Below are 17,278 nucleotides of genomic sequence, written 5' to 3' on the forward strand. Positions count from 1 at the left end.
CGGTACCACCCACTTGTGCATACTGATATTATGCACGCTCATATCAGGTGGTAACGGCACTGAATATGGCCGGACAATCTAGATCTCGCGATAATTCGAATCACTCCGCCTGACCAGTTCGCACTTAACCACCGGCTCTCTTACCCCTAACGAAGGACCTACTGAAACGATAATTGTTGCAATTATAATATCGTGCTTAGATTTGAATGTCAATAACTAAATTAAAGAATAATGAGAAAGGACTAATTAGCGGATGCCCATCGATGATTAAATAATAGGTTGAGCAACACAGCTGAAATACTGGTAACAACAATTCCGTTACCGAGAATAATTTGAAACTCTGTTGGCATGTGTTGGAATAGTTGTGGATACATGGTAATCCCAAGACCAAGCCCGATTGAGACAGATGCAGTTAAAAGATTGGCATTATTTGAAAAGTCAACTTTATGAAGGATTTGAACTCCCTGAACACCGACCATTCCAAACATAACAATCATAGCACCGCCAAGCACCGGTTCTGGAATAACCGTGGCTAGTGCGCCGACCTTAGGCAATAGGCCGAGTAGTAGTAATAGAAAGGCAGCATAGTAAACTGGTTGCCGGCTTTTTACCCCCGACATTTTAAGGACCCCGACATTTTCAGAAAAAGTTGAATAAGGAAACGTATTAAAAAGTCCGCCTAGAACTGCGGCAATGCCCTCAGCCCGGTAACCACGTTCAAGGTCTTTTGTTGTTAATTGGCGTCCGGTAATATCGCTAAGGGCAAAGAAAACACCCGTTGATTCAATCATTGTAGTAAGAGAAACAAGGATCATTGTAATCATCGCACTAGTGTCAAAACGGGGGATACCAAAGAAGAAAAGCTGCGGGGCATGGAACCACGCGGCTTCGCTAACTGGCTTGAGGGAAACAAAACCCATTGCCCCAGCGATGAATGAAGAAATTAAAATTCCTAATAAAATTGCGATTGATTTCATAAAGCCTCGTGCAAAAGCATTAAATACCAAAATTATGATAATTGTTAAGAAACCAATGAAAAGGTTGGCAGGCGCACCAAATGAAGCAGCAGTTGGCGTGCCTCCTCCCAGATCTTGGAAACCAACCGGCACAAGGGTAAAACCGATAATAGTAATTAAAGAACCTGTCACTACCGGCGGGAAGAGTTTTTTAAGTCGGGCAAAAAAGCCGGCAATTAAGAATACAAAAATTCCGGCAGCAATAATGGCCCCATACATGTAGGTAATTCCAAGCTTACCGCCAATTGTCTCTAAGGGCGTTACAGCCTGAACGGCACATCCGAGAACAACTGGTAAACCAATCCCAGTTAATGGTGTTTGTTTTAATTGCAAGAGAGTCGCAATTCCGCACATAAAAATATCAATTGAAACAAGGTAGGTCATCTGAAGGGTTGTAAAGTGTAGGTAATGACCTATTAATAGCGGGACAAGAACGTCTCCTGAGTACATAGCGAGTAAATGCTGAAACCCAAGAATAAAGTTTTGCCATTGACGGGTAAAATCGAGTTTAGTGCGGTGACTAGGTGCTTGAATAGATGAAACAGGTTCTTTCAAAATATACCTCCTCAAAAATTAACACGCCTAAATAAAAATAAGAGCCTGAAAAATTTTCAGCCTCTCTACCGATTTTTAAAGCTTTAAGTTAAAAACAGACAGTATCAGTTTTTAAGAAGTGCTTATAGTCTAAAGTTTACGGCTTTAGGTAGAAACTAACCGACCATATTTCGGTATTATATAGGCTATTTATTTTAATGTTGTTATCCTAGCATTAATCGCGGCTATTTTCAATGCTTAGTTCGGAATCTGCCGTTAAAAGTGACGATTGATATTGGCAAATGTTCATTTATTATGCTTTTAAATATAATCTTTGATGGAGTGGTATCATTAAGAAGTACATTAACTACCATGGAAGGAAGCGTATTGTGATGAAGAAGCTAATGAGTAGTTGTACTGCAATGCTTGTCGGAAAAGATGCTACAATTGACGGCTCGACGATTATTGCACGTGATGAAGATGCTGAGGATGGGGTTAACCCGAAAACTTTCAAGGTTTTTCCAGCGAAGGATTATACTGGAGAACATTATGTATCAAAATATAATGGCTTAACAGTAGAAATGAAAGGACAAGGATGCCGTTACACAGCGACTCCTAATGGTGTTCCAGATGATGGACGATGGGATGAACAGGGTATTAATGAATACAATGTTGCAATGAGCGCCACTGAAACCGAAATGACAAATGCACGGGTGCTTGGGCATGACCCGTTAGTTGAAAACGGGGTTAACGAAGATTCAATGGTTTATCTTGTCTTGCCATTTGTTAAGTCGGCTCGTGAAGGGGTTCAGCGTTTGGGAAGACTTATCGAAAAGTATGGCACTGGTGAAAGTAATGGAATTGCCTTTAGTGATAAAGATGAAGTATGGTACTTTGAGACTGGTGGCGGCCATCAATGGGTTGCCCAGCGAATTCCGGATGATGCCTATGCGATTGCCCCAAACATTATGTGTATTGAAGAGATTGATTTTAATGATCACGATAACTTCATGTATGCACCACAAATTCAGGATTTTGTTGAAAAGTACCACTTGAATCCTAATCCACAAACTTTTAACTTTCGCAATATTTTTGGAACACAAGATGAAGCTGATGCCTACTATAACACGCCACGTTCCTGGTACGGGCAAAAACTCTTTACGCCGTCATTAGAACAAGAACCTACTAGTCAGAATATTCCCTTTATCCAACACGCTGAGAAGAAAATTGCAATTGAAGATGTTGAATATTTCTTATCGTCGCACTATAATGGCACGCCATATGATCCAATGGGAACATTCGCATCTGGGGACCTTAAAGAACAACGGAAATTTCGTTCTATTGCGCTTGATCGTAATCAAAGCTCATGTATTTTACAAATTCGTCATGATGTGCCCGCTCAGTATGCTGCAATTCAATGGATTAATTTTGGCTTTTACTGCTATAGTCCATATGTTCCGTTCTTTACTAACATTTGTGACACACCTGCCAAATACAAGTATGCAACCAATGATGCGCAACCGGATAAAAGTGCTTATTGGTTAAACAAGTTGTTAGAAGTAATTGTTGAACCGCGTTACCATGACTTCATCAATGAAGTAAATGACTTTCGTGATCGCTGCCAAAGCTATGGGGTGAGCCGCGTTGATAAAATTACGGAAATAGCCCAGATTCAGAATTCAGCCAATTTAATTAATTACTTAACTGAACAAAATATGAAAACTGCTAACCATGTTTTAAATGAAACTCACGAACTAATTAATCAGCTTTTACATGAAGCATTATTAAATTCTAAGTTCCAGTTTGAACGCGGTGACAATTTATAAAAATAAGAAAAGCTAAGAACTTATCGTGTTCTCAGCTTTTTCTATTTTATTTCCACCAATGACGGTTAATCAGGAAGATCACACACGCCAGCATTAAGACTAAAGTGATAAAAATGGTGAAGACCCATGAGTATGTTCCATTCGCGAGCGGTAACTTTACGTTTTCGCCATAAAAGCCAGAAACAATTGTTGGAATTGAAAGGACAATTGAATAAATGGTGAGATATTTCATTGTTTGGTTCAAGTCACTATCAAGAACCTTGCTGTAGGCATTGGAAACACGGGCAGAAACGTCTGAAGTCATTTGCGCCATTTCCAGGCCTTGTTGGGCTTCAATGATGACATCGTCAAGATCATTATATTGTTTAGTAGTGATATGGTCGCCAAAGCGTCGTTTAAATTCTTCGAGTAAGGAAACATTTCCTTTGAGTGAGGTAAGAATATAAACTAACCCGGTTTCGATTTCCATAAATTGGGTAATAGCTTGTCGTCCGGTTCGACGCTGAAGGTTTCGTTGAATTTCTTGTCGTTGTTGGTCTGCACGACGAAGTGGACCGAAATAATCAGTAGAAAGGCGGTAAAGGACTGGGAAAACCAAGTTTAGCTTGTCTTCATTATTACCATGCTTTTTCAGCAATTGAAGCTGATTGGCAACAATTCCGTTTACAAAATTAGTTTTCGCATTTGTAAAGGTAATAATATTATTTGCAGTTAGCATAATCCCGATTGGTGCTGTTTGTGGGGCAGTGACTGCATGAGTTGGTACGTAAACATCGAAAATTAATAATGTGACACCGGCATCTTGATCAATTTCAACCCGGGCTTTTTCGTATGGGTCAATTGCATAATCAAGTAACTCTTGAGTAACCTCATATTTTTCAATTAAGTCTAGTCGTTCATGGGGAAGAGGTTCAAATATACTTATCCATTTACTATGATCATTAATTTGCTCGGTTGTTAACATCAGTACTCATCCCCTTAAATTTACTCATATTCTATTCAACGCTATTATTGTTAAAAAGTAAACCTGCTTAAAAATATTCTAAATATTTCCTGGGAAATAAAGTAAAATAACTTTATTAAAGTTTCGACTAAAAGAGGTAAATGAAATGAATTATCAATGGCGGATTATCGAAACATTAAGTGATAATCAGGAAATTAAACCATTGCGTCAACTGCTTCACGATCAATGGCTGCTTCCTAACCGCTTAATTCACTATCTAAGGGTTAGGCGTTCAGTGCTTGTTAATGGAAAATACATTTCGATGAATAAACATGTCCAAAGTGAAGATGAGATTTTACTACAATTCTGTGGTGATGAGGTCCGTACACCGGATGCAAACGACTATGTTCCCTCTGCTCATCCGGGTTTAAAAATCTTGTATGAAAATCGTGACTTATTAGTGGTGAATAAGCCTCGTGGACAAAAGACCCATCCAAATTATCACGGGGAACCGGGAACTTTAATGAATGATGCTGCTGGTTACTTAGCGGATAGTGAAAATAATGCGTATATGGTTCACCGAATTGATCTCCAAACAAGTGGCGCTGTCATTATTGCCAAGAATCCGATTGTAGTACCAATCCTTAACCGCTTAATTAGTGATGGCCGCATTCATCGTCAGTATTTGGCAGTTGTTGAAGGGAAAATGCAAGGGCAGGGGGAAATGAGCTGGCCAATTGGACGCAACCCAGCTAATCCGCATCTTCATCAGGTCAATGGAGAAAATGCACAACCGGCACTAACATATTATCAGACCATCGCTAGCAACCCAGCACGGTCACTTGTTAAACTTCAATTGGCGACAGGACGGACGCATCAGTTGCGAGTTCACTTAGCACATTGTGGACATCCGATTGTCGGCGATCCGCTTTATAATCCAAAGTCGGCAGAAGGAATGCTTTTGCATGGGTGGAAGCAAAAGTTAATATTGCCATTTATAATGAAATCTTTAAACATTACTGCCCCGTTACCGTCCTATTTTCAAAATTATTTGGTAAAATATAACTTAGCAAAAGATGCAAATTTGAATAAAGGAGGACATTAATTGTCACTTTTAGAGAAGTTGTATGGACCATTTTTTGATCCACATAACTGGGCAACGGTTGTTACATCAGGACAAGATTGGTTGATTATTCTATCGTTAGTTATGATTGAATGTTTACTGTCTGTCGATAACGCTGTTGTATTAGCAGCTCAGACTCGAGTATTACCAACGTTAAAAGAGCAAGAAGAATCGCTTTTCTATGGAATTTGGGGTTCTTATCTTTTCCGATTTTTAATTATCGGAATTGGTGTCTACCTGATTAACTTTTGGGAAATCAAAGTTATTGGAGCTGCTTATTTAATTTACCTTGTCTATCGTTACTTCCACAATAAGTTTTTTGGTAAACGGGCAATGCGTAAGGCACGAACAGGTAAGTCCAGACTGTCTGGACGAAAGCTGTTTTGGATGGTTGTCTTGCAAATCGAGTTTATGGATATTATTTTCTCAATTGACTCGGTACTAGCGTCATTAGCTGTTTCAGAAAATCCAGTGATCGTTTTAATTGGTGGGTTGATTGGGATTGCGTGTATGCGTGGAATAGCGGAAGTGATCATGAAGTTAATGCGGAAGGTACCCGAATTGGAACCGATGGCATATATTTTAATCTTTGTGATTGCAATTAAGTTATTCTTGACGATCCCGGCTATTGATATTGAGATTCCATCAGGGATTTTTGGTAGTTTTATCTTGCTTGTTTTTGCTGTAACGATTATCATACATTTTATGCGCAGATCACGGAAAAAGAAGGTAGGTAAAAATGGCAATTAATGCGACACCAGCAGACTTTGATGAAATCATTCAAGGCCCGCTAACAATTGTTGATTTTTGGGCACCATGGTGTGGACCATGTAAGATGATGGAACCAGTAATGGAAAAGCTTGAGCAACGATTCGGCGATAAAATAAAATTCGTTAAGTTAAACGTGAATGGTAACCAAAGCATTGCTCAACAATATAAGGTGATGAGTGTCCCAAGTTTAGTTCTTTTCCGCAATGGTGAAGCTAAGGAAAAGGTGACGGGTGTTTATCCAGAAGCAAAACTGGCTCATTATTTTGAACGTAAAATAAGTGAATAACGGTATAAAGGGAAGCTGCAATGGCTTCCTTTTTTAGTATCTCTTAAACAAATTTAGAATTTGCTTATAAACTTTAGAAATAGTTTATAGAAACTCCTAATTTTGACCACCAACTTGTTTCCGCTTTCATCTATACTTAGTGTAGTTACAAATTACACAAAAAGGAGACGACAGATGGAAACAAAACAACATTACAAGTTATACAAATCGGGGAAATTATGGATGACAGCGTTGATTTCAGCTGGAATTTTATGGGGAGGAAGTCAGCAGATAATTCACGCTGATACTACGGAGAACGTAGATAATGTGGGGGGGGGTAGTAGCCTCCACGGTGAGTAACCTAAGCGATACTGATCACCGGCTTCAGCACAAAGCGACATTGCTGAAAGCCCTGAAAATCAATTGAGTAAAAGTTCACAATCAGTAGACGAAGCAAGTACGCAAGCTGGACAATTAATAAGTGAACCAGTCGCTGAAAGCAATGCACCTCAAAGCGAGTCAGCAGCTACTAGTGCTACAACGATGACTCAACCAGCTGAAACAGCAGTTGCTAATCCAGTAGCTGCAGAAAGTACAAGTGCGGCATCAGCTGTTGCGACTACTTCTACTCAAGCGGTTGACTCAACAATTACAGTAAGCAATCCATCAAATTATCCAACCGATGCGGCTAAATTGGTTGATAAAAATGCTCAGGGCGAGCCATACTACATTTATCAAATCGTTAAATTAGATGGATCAACAATTAACGGTAAAGATGCGCACTTAATTTTATCTGTTGACACTACTGATCCACAGGGGACTAACTATCTTTATGTGACAGATGCTTCTTATACCAAGAGTTACCAAAAATATATCGTGAGGCCTAATGAATATGTTGATATAACAGTTAGCAGTAATGGTTCAGCAATTAAGAACCCTCAGCAAACGCAGGTATATCGAGTTTCCAATACCGGTGCATATACATTAGAATTTAACGGAAAAGAAATTAGTATTCCGGCCTCCGTTTCAATTAAATCTTATTTACGGGTTACTCCAGTTTATGGTTTAGGAAACCAAAATAGTATTCACTACACCGATAAAGTTGATATTTCGCCAGAAAACAATGCACCAGCGATCGAATATATTTATCTGGACAAGGATGGTAACTATACTACTAGCGCAAACCTTCCTGCAAATGTTCCGGTTAACGGGATTACAGGCCAACAATTTGTAATTACAAATGTTGATAGCTATAAGCAGGTACTAAATGGCTATTACCTTACTAATCAACAAGGGAGTCTGGCAAATACCGCCAATGGAGCATATGAAGGAACAATATCGCAATTTCAGATTGGTCAATATTACCAAAAGACATTGTATGATTGGGATCGTAATGTTTCCCAAACACTAATATACGAATTAATTGATCCGCAGGGGACAATGAATATCTCACTCTTAAGACCAGGACAAAAAACAGAAACGGTGACAGTTCCGGTTAATGAGTACAAGACTTTTAGTAATGGCACTCTTGCCCGTAACCCTTTTGTTCCGGGAGCTAATTCGGTACAATTAATTTATGCTGACTTGGGAAAGATAATTCCGGTAGATGAAAATGGCAATCCAATTGCTGGGGCTGACCAACCAATCTACAATAATGATCCTAATGATCCGCACAAAGCAGGAGCAACCCAATCACCAGATTTAACAGCGCTAGGTTGGGTACTAGCAGACTCTACTCAAGCAACGATTATTCCTGGAAACCCAGGTGCAGATACCCTGGTCCAATATCGACGCGTTGTTGTTAATACTGAAGAAAAGGTTATTACCCAAACTGTTGAATATAAATACGCTGATGGAATTACACAAGGACGACCAGTATTACCACAGAATGTTGTACAAAGTTTGACCTTTGTACATACGGTTATTACAAACCCGGTAACAGGAAAAGTAATCTCAGATACGTGGACGCCAGCAGGACAATTTACAGCGGTAGCGTCACCGGAGATTGAAGGTTTCTGGGCAGACCAAAAACAAGTTGGCGGAAATGATAATGTTACCCATGAAACACCGAGTATGGTATTTACAGTCTTATATGCCGGACCAAATGAATCAACTGAAGAAAAGACAGTCACTCAAACAGTTCGTTATGAGTATCTTGATGGAGTGACAGATGGACGTCCGGAATTACCGAAAGATAATGTTCAAACGTTAACGTTTACTGCGACTATTCAACGCAATCCCGAAACTGGGGAAATTATAAGTACTACTTGGTCGCCAGCACAAAACTTCACGTTAGTTGATACTCCTAAGTTAGACGGCTACTACTACAGTGATGCCAAGGCAGGAAGTATTGAGAGTGTGACGCATGAAAGCGGTAATACTGAATATATTGTTTACTATGCAGCACCAACATCGACAACCGAAGATAAGGTGATTACCCAGACTGTTCACTATCAGTATGCAGATGGGAATAGTCAGGGGCGTCCAGAACTGCCAAAAGATAATGTCCAGTATATTACATTTACCCAGACAACACTTACAAATCCATTTAACGGTAATGTTGTTGCGTTCTATTGGACCCCGACAAATGATCAGTTTGAACTAGTACAAACACCAACGATCAACGGATTCTATGCAGATATTGCAGTGGCAGGAAGCGATAACTATGTAATCCCAGAAGATAGTGATACTTACTATGTCGTTAATTACGCTGCTCCAGTAAGCACGGTTACTGAAACAAAAGATGTCACTCAAACAATCCGTTATGAATATCTAGATGGTGTTACGGAAAACCGTCCAGAATTACCACAAACCGATATTCAAAAACTGGTATTTAATCGAGTAGTGGTAACCAATCCATTTACCAATGAGATTATTTCAGATACATGGAGTCCAGCGCAAAACTTTACGGCCCTCGAAACCCCAGCGCTTGCAGGATTTTACTATGATCTAGCTCAAGCTGGTAGTAATGCTGAGGTAACGCATGAAAGTGGTGATACTGAGTATGTTGTTAAGTATGCTCCTGCACAGGTTTCCACCACGGATAAGACAGTGACCCAGATAATTAAATATCAATACGCAGATGGGGTTACAACGGGACGGCCAGCATTACCACAAAATAACGTCCAGACGTTAACGTTTACGCAAACGACATTAACGAACCCATTCACAGGTGAGGTGCTTTCAAGTACATGGAGTCCGGCACAAAACTTTACGCTGGTTACGACCCCAGAACTGGCAGGTCTCTATTACGACTTAGCTCAAGCAGGAAGTACGGTGAATGTAACGCATGAAAGTGGTGATACTGAGTATGTAGTTAACTATGCTCCAGCGACGGAAACGACTGAGAGTAAAGTGGTGACCCAGACAATTCGATATCATTATGCAAACGGTGTAAGTGGAAACCCGGCATTATTACCGACCGATAATGTTCAACAGCTAGAATTCACGCGGACGATTTTAACGAATCCATTTACAGGCGAAGTGATCTCGGATACATGGAGTCCGGCTCAAAGTTTCACTTTGGTAAACAGTCCGCAGCTTGATGGTTACTACTATGATCAAGCGCAGGCCGGAAGTTTGTCTACAATAACCCATGAAAGCCCGAACCTGGTTTATGACGTATACTATTTAGCACCTGATACTACGACCGAGACTAAAGATATTACGCAAACAATCCGTTATGAATATGCAGATGGTCAAACAGCAAACCGACCGACATTACCGTCGACAAATACGCAGACATTGACGTTTACGCAGACAATTGTTCGTAACCCAATTACTGGTGAAGTTGAATCAGCTAGTTGGACCGGACCACAAAACTTTAATATTATCAACACTCCTGAATTAGCAGGGTACTACTATGATGTAGCACAAGCAGGTAGTAACCTTCCTGTGACCCATGATGGTGCCAATACAGAGTATGTTGTTAAGTATGCACCAGCTAAAGTGGTTACTGAAGAACAACAGGTTACTCAAAATGTTAAATATGAGTACGCTGATGGGGTAACCGCGGATCGTCCTGGCCTGCCAGAAAATAATGTCCAGACGCTTACTTTTACTCATACAGTGACTACTAATCCATTTACGGATGAAGTGATTTCAGATGAGTGGACACCGGCTCAGAGCTTTAGTTTGGTAGATACGCCAATTTTAGAAGGCTTCTACTATGATATAGCACAAGCCGGAAGCAGCCAGGTGGTAACTCACGATAGTGCTAATACAGAGTATGTTGTAAAATACGCACCGGCAAGTGTTACTACCGAAGATAAAACGGTGACCCAAACTGTTAAGTATCAATATGCAGATGGAGTAACAACGGGACGGCCAGCATTGCCACAAAATAATGTCCAGACGTTAACGTTCACACAAACGACATTAACAAACCCATTCACAGGTGAAGTGCTTTCGAGTACGTGGAGTCCAGCACAAAACTTTACGTTGGTTACGACCCCAGAACTAGCAGGCTTTTACTACGACCTTGCACAAGCTGGAAGTACAGTGAATGTGACGCATGAAAACGGAGATACTGAATATGTTGTTAAATATGCCGCTCCAAATGTTACGACGGAAACCGAGAAGGTAACTCAGAATATCAAATATGAGTATGAAGACGGTGTAACGGAAGGACGACCAAGTCTACCTGATGATAAAACAATTACTGTTGAGTTTACTCATACGGTAGTGACAAATCCTTGGACTGGTGAAGTAATTGAAGACAAATGGAGCCCAGATCAAACAATCGAAGCGATTAAGACGCCAGAAATCGAGGGCTTCCATCCAGATCAAGCCGAAATCCCAGCGATTACAGTTTCTCACACAAATGAAAATATTAACCATGTTGTAAAATACGTGGCAGATGAGAATGAGCAGCCAGTTCAACCAGAACCGGTTACACCTCAACCAGATGAGGATGATTCAAAAGACCCAACTACTCCTGAACAACCAATCATCTCAGCAGATAATGAGACTCCGGCATCAGATCCGGTAGACCAACCTAATACGGAAGTTAATCAAGAAGTAGTTGTTCAACCCGTATCAGTTAAGCCACTTCAAAAGACTCAACCGGTAGCTCAACCAGCCACAATGAGTGTAAGTGAGAAGGGTGAGACGACAGATAGTCCGGCAAAAGAAAATCAGCAATTGCCACAAACTGGTGGGCAAAACCCAGTTGCAGTTACTGCATTAGGATTGTTAGCTGGCGTTGTAGGACTATTAGGCCTTGGATTAGGAAAACGGAAGACAAAAAACTAATATGTAATTTAGTAAAGCAAGTTAGGGTTGGTAATTAGACCTGATAAGTTTGAAAATTACTAGTAACAGAGGCCGAGAAAAAACATTTCGTTTTTTCTCGGCCTCTCGTTGCTTTTTGCAATTATTTTATGAGGTGAAGCTTACTAAAAAGATAAATAAATTCAAGAAAGTTAATAACCATAAAAGAGGATAATAAACCAAGCGTGCTAAAACAAAGCCAATCAGCGACTGTTGCAAACATCCTGATTAGGATTCTTGCAGAGTTGATGATTCGGTTATTCGTTTCATAGTGTTCTCCATTAATTCTTGAAATGCGGTCGGTAAAAGTGATAAAAGATTAATGCAAGGATAAAAGTTAGGCAATCGGAAGCAGCCTGGGCAGCAAGAATTCCAATATAACCAAAGAAGTGACTTAAAATTGCAATTGAAAATGCAAAGATTAATCCTTGACGGCTAAAGGATAGCCAGAACGCTGGAGTTGCTTTTCCCATTGATTGAAAGGTTGTCGTAAATACTAAAATGATTCCGGCAAGGGTAGTAGAGGATGACAGCCAACGTAACATAGCTGCCCCTTCCTTAACAATTATTGGGTCATTCATAAACCACCGAATTATTTCAGGAGCAAAAATTAAAAGTAAAATTGTTAAGACGATATTTAAGGTTGCCACTACAGCAATATCAAATCTAACAACATCATTAAATCGCTTTTGATCACGAGCTCCATAGGCATAGCCGATTAACGGTTGCGCTCCGAAAGCAAAGCCAACCATTATCATGATAATAATTGAATTTGCTTTCATTGCAATCCCCATTGCTGCAACACTATTAGCGCCATAGTTAATTAGATAACGATTAGTCATTGCCGTTGCAAAAGTAACCATGATGTTGGTAACAGAGGCAGGAATCCCGATTGCGTATATTTGCCATTTTAATTGATTGCTAATCTTGGTTTCATGAATTGAAGTAGTAAGCTTTTTGCTTTTTGTTCGTAGGTAATAAATCATTAAAATGTCGGCGATTACACTCGAAGTTACTGTTGCAAGTGCTGAACCGGCAGCGCCTAGACCACAGGTGAAAATAAAAATAGGGTTTAAGATGATATTAATCCCGGTTCCAACCATACTGGCGATCATTGATTGGATAGCTAATCCTTCTGTTCGGAGAATATTTGTCGGTGATAAACCGAAAATAATGAATGCAGCACCCCAGGCAATAACAAGGTAGTATTCACGCGCATATTTCCAAGTTGCCGGTGATGCTCCTAATAAGTGCAAAATAGGGTTCTGAAAGATGAGCATAATGACGGTGATAATTAAGCCGCATACTATTGAATAATAAAAACAATATCCGCTAACGTTTCGTGCAATTTTATCCTTCTGCTCGCCAAATAGCCGTGAAATGACTGAACTACCACCGAGGCCAAAAATATCACCAAGCGCAATCATCAGGGTGAAAATAGGTGCACCTTGTGAAACACCGGCGACTAGGTCTGGATTACCGGTTTTGGCGACAAAGAAAGTATCGACCATGTTATAGATTAACGTGACGGCCATCCCTAAAACGACTGGCATTGCTAACGTAAAATAGGCCTTTTTTATTGATGCATGTTCAAATAATTCATCCACATGTGGTCCCTCCTTAAAGAAAACGGGTGGAAAGAGTGCGCATAATTGCCTCTTCCCACCCGAGTAATTTAATTCGTATATTTCGTAAATACTTTATCATATTTATAAATAACTAGTAAAGATTTTTTGGATGTGGTTCCCCTTTTATCTCGTGTTGAACGTGTTTTATCATGTCATCAGTTAATTCAACAACATGGGGGTCATCCAGAAGATAGTAAACTCTTGTGCCAGCTTTCCTTGTGCAAACTAATTGATAGCGCCGTAAAATACCTAGTTGTTTTGAGACAATTGGTTGTGCAAGATCAAGGTCATTAACAATTGTCTTTACGTCAACTTCGCCATCGTGATGACGTAGGTAATATAATATTCGTAATCGGGTACTATTGCTAAGGACCTTATAGATTTTAGCTGCCTCGTTAATCAAATCTTGTGATGATGCCATTAACGGTAACACTTCCTCTAGAATAGTCGTTTAGTAAGTATTATACCATTTGAATAAGGTGAGTAATCAGCCCGCTATCCCAGAACACGTAAATTCCAACACCAATGTAGATTATTTTCATTAAGACTTCACTATATCGTGCCATGGTCTTTTTAATTACCGGTAAATTGCCAATTAACTTAATAAATAAGACTATCAGGACGGACAGAAAAGCAATAAAAATCAAGGCAAGACCAAATTGACGTAGTGTAAGGCCAGTCAAAATCGGTAAGAAAATTGAGAGGTTACAACCGGTGCAAACTGCAAGATAGGTTATTAGAGTAGTCACAATCGGGCTATGCTTTTCTAAATGATCAGGATCTTCATCGTTATCATGAAGGGCCATATAGATCGGCAGAATTCCCAGAATACCTAAAATCCATTCAGGGAGAAAAACAGCAAGGGTCTTTCCGAGTAAAAAACTAATAGTAACGAGGATTAAAAGGGCACAAAGGTAGCCGACGATTACCTCTCGAAGCCTATAACGGTCAAGTAAAAAAATTAGGATAAAAAAGAAATCAAGGTTTACTGCAAGAAATGTGATGAAGATAATCCACCAATTCATAAATAACACTCCTATATATCAAAATCGATATATTTAAAATATACCAAAATTGATATATAGTCAACCTAACCTTCAAAGTAGGCGTATAATTTTTCGGCAGTAAGATTTTTCCGTTGGTCGGCATTAAAGTCAGCCTTAATTTCACCATCTTTGAGGACAATTAGCCGATTACCATATGTGAGGGCATCTTCAAGATTATGGGTGATCATCAAAGCAGTTAAATGATCTTTAGTGATCCGTTCGTTAGTTGCGTGTAATAAATTTAAACTCGTATGCGGATCGAGGGCAGCAGTATGTTCATCGAGCAAAATAATATCGGGACGTTTAATTGTTGCCATTAGAAAACTTAATGCTTGTCGCTGTCCCCCCGAAAGAGCACCGGTTGCAGTGTTCATTCGCTTTTCGAGACCGTTATTCATTGTTGCAGCTAGTTTAGTAAAGCGCTCCATATTGCTTTTTAACTTACGGGGAATAAGATGCCGCCGTTCGCCACGTTTTGTTGCTAGTAGCATATTTTCAGCGACTGTCATCCGTGCCGCCGTGCCAAGCTTGGGGTCTTGAAAAACCCGAGATAAAAAGGCGGTTCGTTGCTCTTCAGTTGTATTGGTAATATCTTGACCATTATGCAAAATCCTTCCTTCATCAGCATGCAGGTTTCCACCAATCACGTTAAAGAGAGTTGATTTACCGGCACCGTTAGTTCCAACGATGGTGATAAAGTCGCCTTCATTAATTTTTAGGTTAAGGCCTTTGAGAATGGTAGTTTCGTTAGAAGTGCCTTTGTTGACAATGGTTTTGACACCCTGTAATTCTAAAATAGGTTTACTCATGAGGGCGAACTCCTTTCAAAATTGGCTTTTTAAGATGGATGCGTTCTTCAAGTTGTGGTAGCATCATGCAGATTGCAAGGACAACGGAGGAAATAAGGTTGAGGTCGTTGGCTGAGAAACCTAACTGTAGTACGGCTAGTAAAATAATACGGTAAATGATACTACCGAGAGTAACAGCGACGAGTCGTTGGTTAAGCGTTAATTCTCCAAAGGCAACTTCACCGATAATGATGGAAGCAAGGGCAATAACGATTGTTCCAATTCCCATGTTAATATCCGCATAACCATTATTTTGGGCAATCAATGCGCCACAGAGACCAACAATTCCGTTTGAAACCATTAAGCCGATAATTACCATTATGTCAGTGTGAATACCGAATGATTTTGCCATGGTCGGATTATCACCAGTAGCAATGAAAGCTTGTCCATAATCAGTAGCAAGGAAGAAGACGAGAATTACTGTAATAATCGCAATTGTGATCATTCCCAGAAAAACACTATCAAAGTACTGGGGAAGACTACGCATGAATGAGCCGCTAAAGAGCGTTTTTTGACCGAGCAGTGAAACGTTGGATTTACCCATAATTCGGAGGTTAACTGAATAAGCGGCTGTCATGGTCAAAATTCCGGCTAACAAACTAGGAATTTTTCCTTTTGTATAAAGCAGGCCGGTGATTAAACCAGCTAGCATTCCTGCTCCAATTGCGATAAGGGTTGCGAGAAAGGGATTAATACCATGAGTAATTGCGGCGACCGCACTAGCAGCACCTAATGGGAAAGTCCCTTCAACAGTCATGTCAGCAAAATCAAGGATCCTAAAAGTCAGGTAAAGTCCAAGACCGAGTAAAGCCCATAACAGTCCTTGACCAATTGATGATACGATTAGATTCATTTGTAAACCTCTCCTTTCGTTTTGGCATCTTTTTCAAATTGAGCAGGAATCTGTAAATTGAGTTTCCATGCTTGTTTAATGTTAAGAACCGGCGTCCCGTGTTTCATATACTCAATTGGCGTGTCTGCTGGTTTTGACTTCCCTTTGAGAATTGCAACCGTCATTTTAGCACCTTGAACTCCTAATGCCCGTTGGTTAACACTATAAGTTGCAACGCCACCTTGTTTAACCATTGTGTCGGTTGCAGGGAAGACTGGTTTGTTCGCTGCATCGGCGTTTTTGACTAGTGTCTGCATTGCACCGGCGATTGTATTATCGGTTGGTACAATCACTGCATCGACTTGACTAAGCATTTGTTCAGAGACTTGGTTTAAGTCGTTGCTATTTGCGATTGAATAAGATTTTAAGCTGATATGCATTTTACGACACTCGCGTTTGATTTGGTGGTAACCAGCTACCGCGGAGGCATCGCTTGACGTGTAGATAACGCCAAGTGTTTTCATTCGTGGCATAAATTGTTTAATTAAATTAAGCTGTTCATGAATTGGTGCCTGGTCAGATACACCAGTGATATTGCCACCAGGATGCTGATTATTTTTAACTAGCCCTGCTGCTCTTGGATCAGTAACAGCCCCCAGAACGATTGGTGTTTTTGTCGTTGAATTTGCTAGTGCCTGTGCCGCTGGTGTTGTGATCCCAAAAAGGACAGTTGAGTTGTCGTTAACAAGTTTAGAAGCCATTGTTTTAAGATTGCTTTGATCACCATTTGCATTTTGGTATTCAATCTTAATGTTCTTACCGTTGTGGTAGCCTTCCTTTGCTAGTTCATCGACGTATCCTTTATAAATCTCATCTAATGCTGGATGATGCATTAAAGTTAAAACCCCGACTTTGGGAATTCGCTGTCTACTTACAAACCCATTATTTTCCTTGAAGAATGCGAAACAAAGGAAAGCAATAATAATTGCAATTAAACTGTACATTCTTTTCATCTGAAACTTCACCTCACAAAATAATAAAAAACGAGAGCCCACACTACGGACTCTCGCTTTTGAAAGGCAAAATAAAAAGTCCGCATGTGGATCCATGCGGACTGAAATGAACATCAAACTCAGCCGGCACAGATGCAATCTGTCTTTTCAGGTCGCATCCAT

14 protein-coding genes and 1 riboswitch are annotated in these 17,278 nt (G+C 40.1%); of the genes, 6 read left to right on the top strand and 8 right to left on the bottom strand.

The genetic code is table 11. From position 1 onward, the window contains the following. Nucleotides 1–242 precede the first annotated feature (242 nt). Complete coding sequence (locus IEU90_RS01315; RefSeq protein WP_153709286.1) at nt 243–1,571, bottom strand: nucleobase:cation symporter-2 family protein; 1,329 nt, start codon at nt 1,569–1,571, stop codon at nt 243–245. 105 nt (nt 1,572–1,676) lie between these two features. Beyond that, a riboswitch (purine riboswitch) is annotated at nt 1,677–1,775 on the bottom strand. Nucleotides 1,776–1,942: 167 nt separating this feature from the next. On the opposite strand from IEU90_RS01315, the gene IEU90_RS01320 reads away from it, so the two are divergent. Continuing rightward, on the top strand, nt 1,943–3,376 hold the full coding sequence (locus IEU90_RS01320; RefSeq protein WP_188357618.1) for a C69 family dipeptidase: 1,434 nt from the start codon (nt 1,943–1,945) through the stop codon (nt 3,374–3,376). 46 nt (nt 3,377–3,422) lie between these two features. Here the strand turns inward: IEU90_RS01320 and IEU90_RS01325 are convergent, their stop codons facing one another. Further along, a complete protein-coding gene (locus IEU90_RS01325) occupies nt 3,423–4,340 on the bottom strand; it encodes a magnesium transporter CorA family protein (protein ID WP_153709284.1) in 918 nt (305 codons plus the stop codon). A gap of 145 nt (nt 4,341–4,485) precedes the next feature. Between IEU90_RS01325 and IEU90_RS01330 the strand changes: the two genes are divergently transcribed. The 5 genes from IEU90_RS01330 to IEU90_RS01350 all read left to right on the top strand — a co-directional run bounded on the left by IEU90_RS01330 (nt 4,486) and on the right by IEU90_RS01350 (nt 11,731). Next, a complete protein-coding gene (locus IEU90_RS01330; protein WP_153709283.1) occupies nt 4,486–5,424 on the top strand; it encodes an RluA family pseudouridine synthase in 939 nt (312 codons plus the stop codon). Then, a complete protein-coding gene (locus tag IEU90_RS01335) occupies nt 5,425–6,192 on the top strand; it encodes a TerC family protein (protein ID WP_153709282.1) in 768 nt (255 codons plus the stop codon). Further along, nucleotides 6,182–6,499 carry a thioredoxin gene (trxA, locus tag IEU90_RS01340; RefSeq protein ID WP_188357619.1) on the top strand — a complete coding sequence of 106 codons (318 nt, stop codon included), beginning with the start codon at nt 6,182–6,184 and terminating at the stop codon, nt 6,497–6,499. Before IEU90_RS01335 ends, trxA begins: the two co-directional genes overlap by 11 nt. Before the next feature lie 174 nt (nt 6,500–6,673). Continuing rightward, nucleotides 6,674–6,838 (top strand): KxYKxGKxW signal peptide domain-containing protein, encoded by a 165-nt coding sequence (locus tag IEU90_RS01345; protein ID WP_188357620.1) that lies wholly within the window; start codon nt 6,674–6,676, stop codon nt 6,836–6,838. 63 nt (nt 6,839–6,901) lie between these two features. Then, on the top strand, nt 6,902–11,731 hold the full coding sequence (locus IEU90_RS01350; RefSeq protein ID WP_188357621.1) for a mucin-binding protein: 4,830 nt from the start codon (nt 6,902–6,904) through the stop codon (nt 11,729–11,731). 299 nt (nt 11,732–12,030) lie between these two features. Here the strand turns inward: IEU90_RS01350 and IEU90_RS01355 are convergent, their stop codons facing one another. The 6 genes from IEU90_RS01355 to trpX form a co-directional block, all read right to left on the bottom strand. Continuing rightward, nucleotides 12,031–13,356, bottom strand: a complete 1,326-nt coding sequence (locus IEU90_RS01355; RefSeq protein WP_188357622.1) for an MATE family efflux transporter — start codon at nt 13,354–13,356, stop codon at nt 12,031–12,033. Nucleotides 13,357–13,468: 112 nt separating this feature from the next. Beyond that, nucleotides 13,469–13,798 (bottom strand): ArsR/SmtB family transcription factor, encoded by a 330-nt coding sequence (locus tag IEU90_RS01360; RefSeq protein WP_153709279.1) that lies wholly within the window; start codon nt 13,796–13,798, stop codon nt 13,469–13,471. A 40-nt stretch (nt 13,799–13,838) separates the two neighbouring features. Continuing rightward, a complete protein-coding gene (locus IEU90_RS01365; RefSeq protein ID WP_153709278.1) occupies nt 13,839–14,402 on the bottom strand; it encodes a cadmium resistance transporter in 564 nt (187 codons plus the stop codon). A gap of 65 nt (nt 14,403–14,467) precedes the next feature. Next, complete coding sequence (locus IEU90_RS01370) at nt 14,468–15,232, bottom strand: ABC transporter ATP-binding protein (RefSeq protein ID WP_153709277.1); 765 nt, start codon at nt 15,230–15,232, stop codon at nt 14,468–14,470. Then, a complete protein-coding gene (locus IEU90_RS01375; protein WP_153709276.1) occupies nt 15,225–16,124 on the bottom strand; it encodes an ABC transporter permease in 900 nt (299 codons plus the stop codon). The genes IEU90_RS01370 and IEU90_RS01375 overlap by 8 nt, the downstream gene beginning before the upstream one ends. Continuing rightward, nucleotides 16,121–17,116, bottom strand: coding sequence for a tryptophan ABC transporter substrate-binding protein (trpX, locus tag IEU90_RS01380; RefSeq protein WP_153709275.1), 996 nt, complete (start codon nt 17,114–17,116; stop codon nt 16,121–16,123). Before trpX ends, IEU90_RS01375 begins: the two co-directional genes overlap by 4 nt. Between the last annotated feature and the right edge of the window lie 162 nt (nt 17,117–17,278).

Source organism: Limosilactobacillus caviae (genome assembly GCF_014635905.1).
Classification (GTDB): domain Bacteria; phylum Bacillota; class Bacilli; order Lactobacillales; family Lactobacillaceae; genus Limosilactobacillus; species Limosilactobacillus caviae.

Excerpts from the sequence above, each read along its gene's own strand:
- IEU90_RS01365 (WP_153709278.1), bottom strand. The coding sequence starts at position 14,402 with ATGAATTGGTGGATTATCTTCATCACATTTCTTGCAGTAAACCTTGAT.
- IEU90_RS01345 (WP_188357620.1), top strand. The coding sequence starts at position 6,674 with ATGGAAACAAAACAACATTACAAGTTATACAAATCGGGGAAATTATGG.
- IEU90_RS01320 (WP_188357618.1), top strand. The coding sequence starts at position 1,943 with ATGAAGAAGCTAATGAGTAGTTGTACTGCAATGCTTGTCGGAAAAGAT.
- trpX (WP_153709275.1), bottom strand. The coding sequence starts at position 17,116 with ATGAAAAGAATGTACAGTTTAATTGCAATTATTATTGCTTTCCTTTGT.
- IEU90_RS01325 (WP_153709284.1), bottom strand. The coding sequence starts at position 4,340 with ATGTTAACAACCGAGCAAATTAATGATCATAGTAAATGGATAAGTATA.
- IEU90_RS01375 (WP_153709276.1), bottom strand. The coding sequence starts at position 16,124 with ATGAATCTAATCGTATCATCAATTGGTCAAGGACTGTTATGGGCTTTA.
- IEU90_RS01360 (WP_153709279.1), bottom strand. The coding sequence starts at position 13,798 with ATGGCATCATCACAAGATTTGATTAACGAGGCAGCTAAAATCTATAAG.
- trxA (WP_188357619.1), top strand. The coding sequence starts at position 6,182 with ATGGCAATTAATGCGACACCAGCAGACTTTGATGAAATCATTCAAGGC.
- IEU90_RS01330 (WP_153709283.1), top strand. The coding sequence starts at position 4,486 with ATGAATTATCAATGGCGGATTATCGAAACATTAAGTGATAATCAGGAA.
- IEU90_RS01370 (WP_153709277.1), bottom strand. The coding sequence starts at position 15,232 with ATGAGTAAACCTATTTTAGAATTACAGGGTGTCAAAACCATTGTCAAC.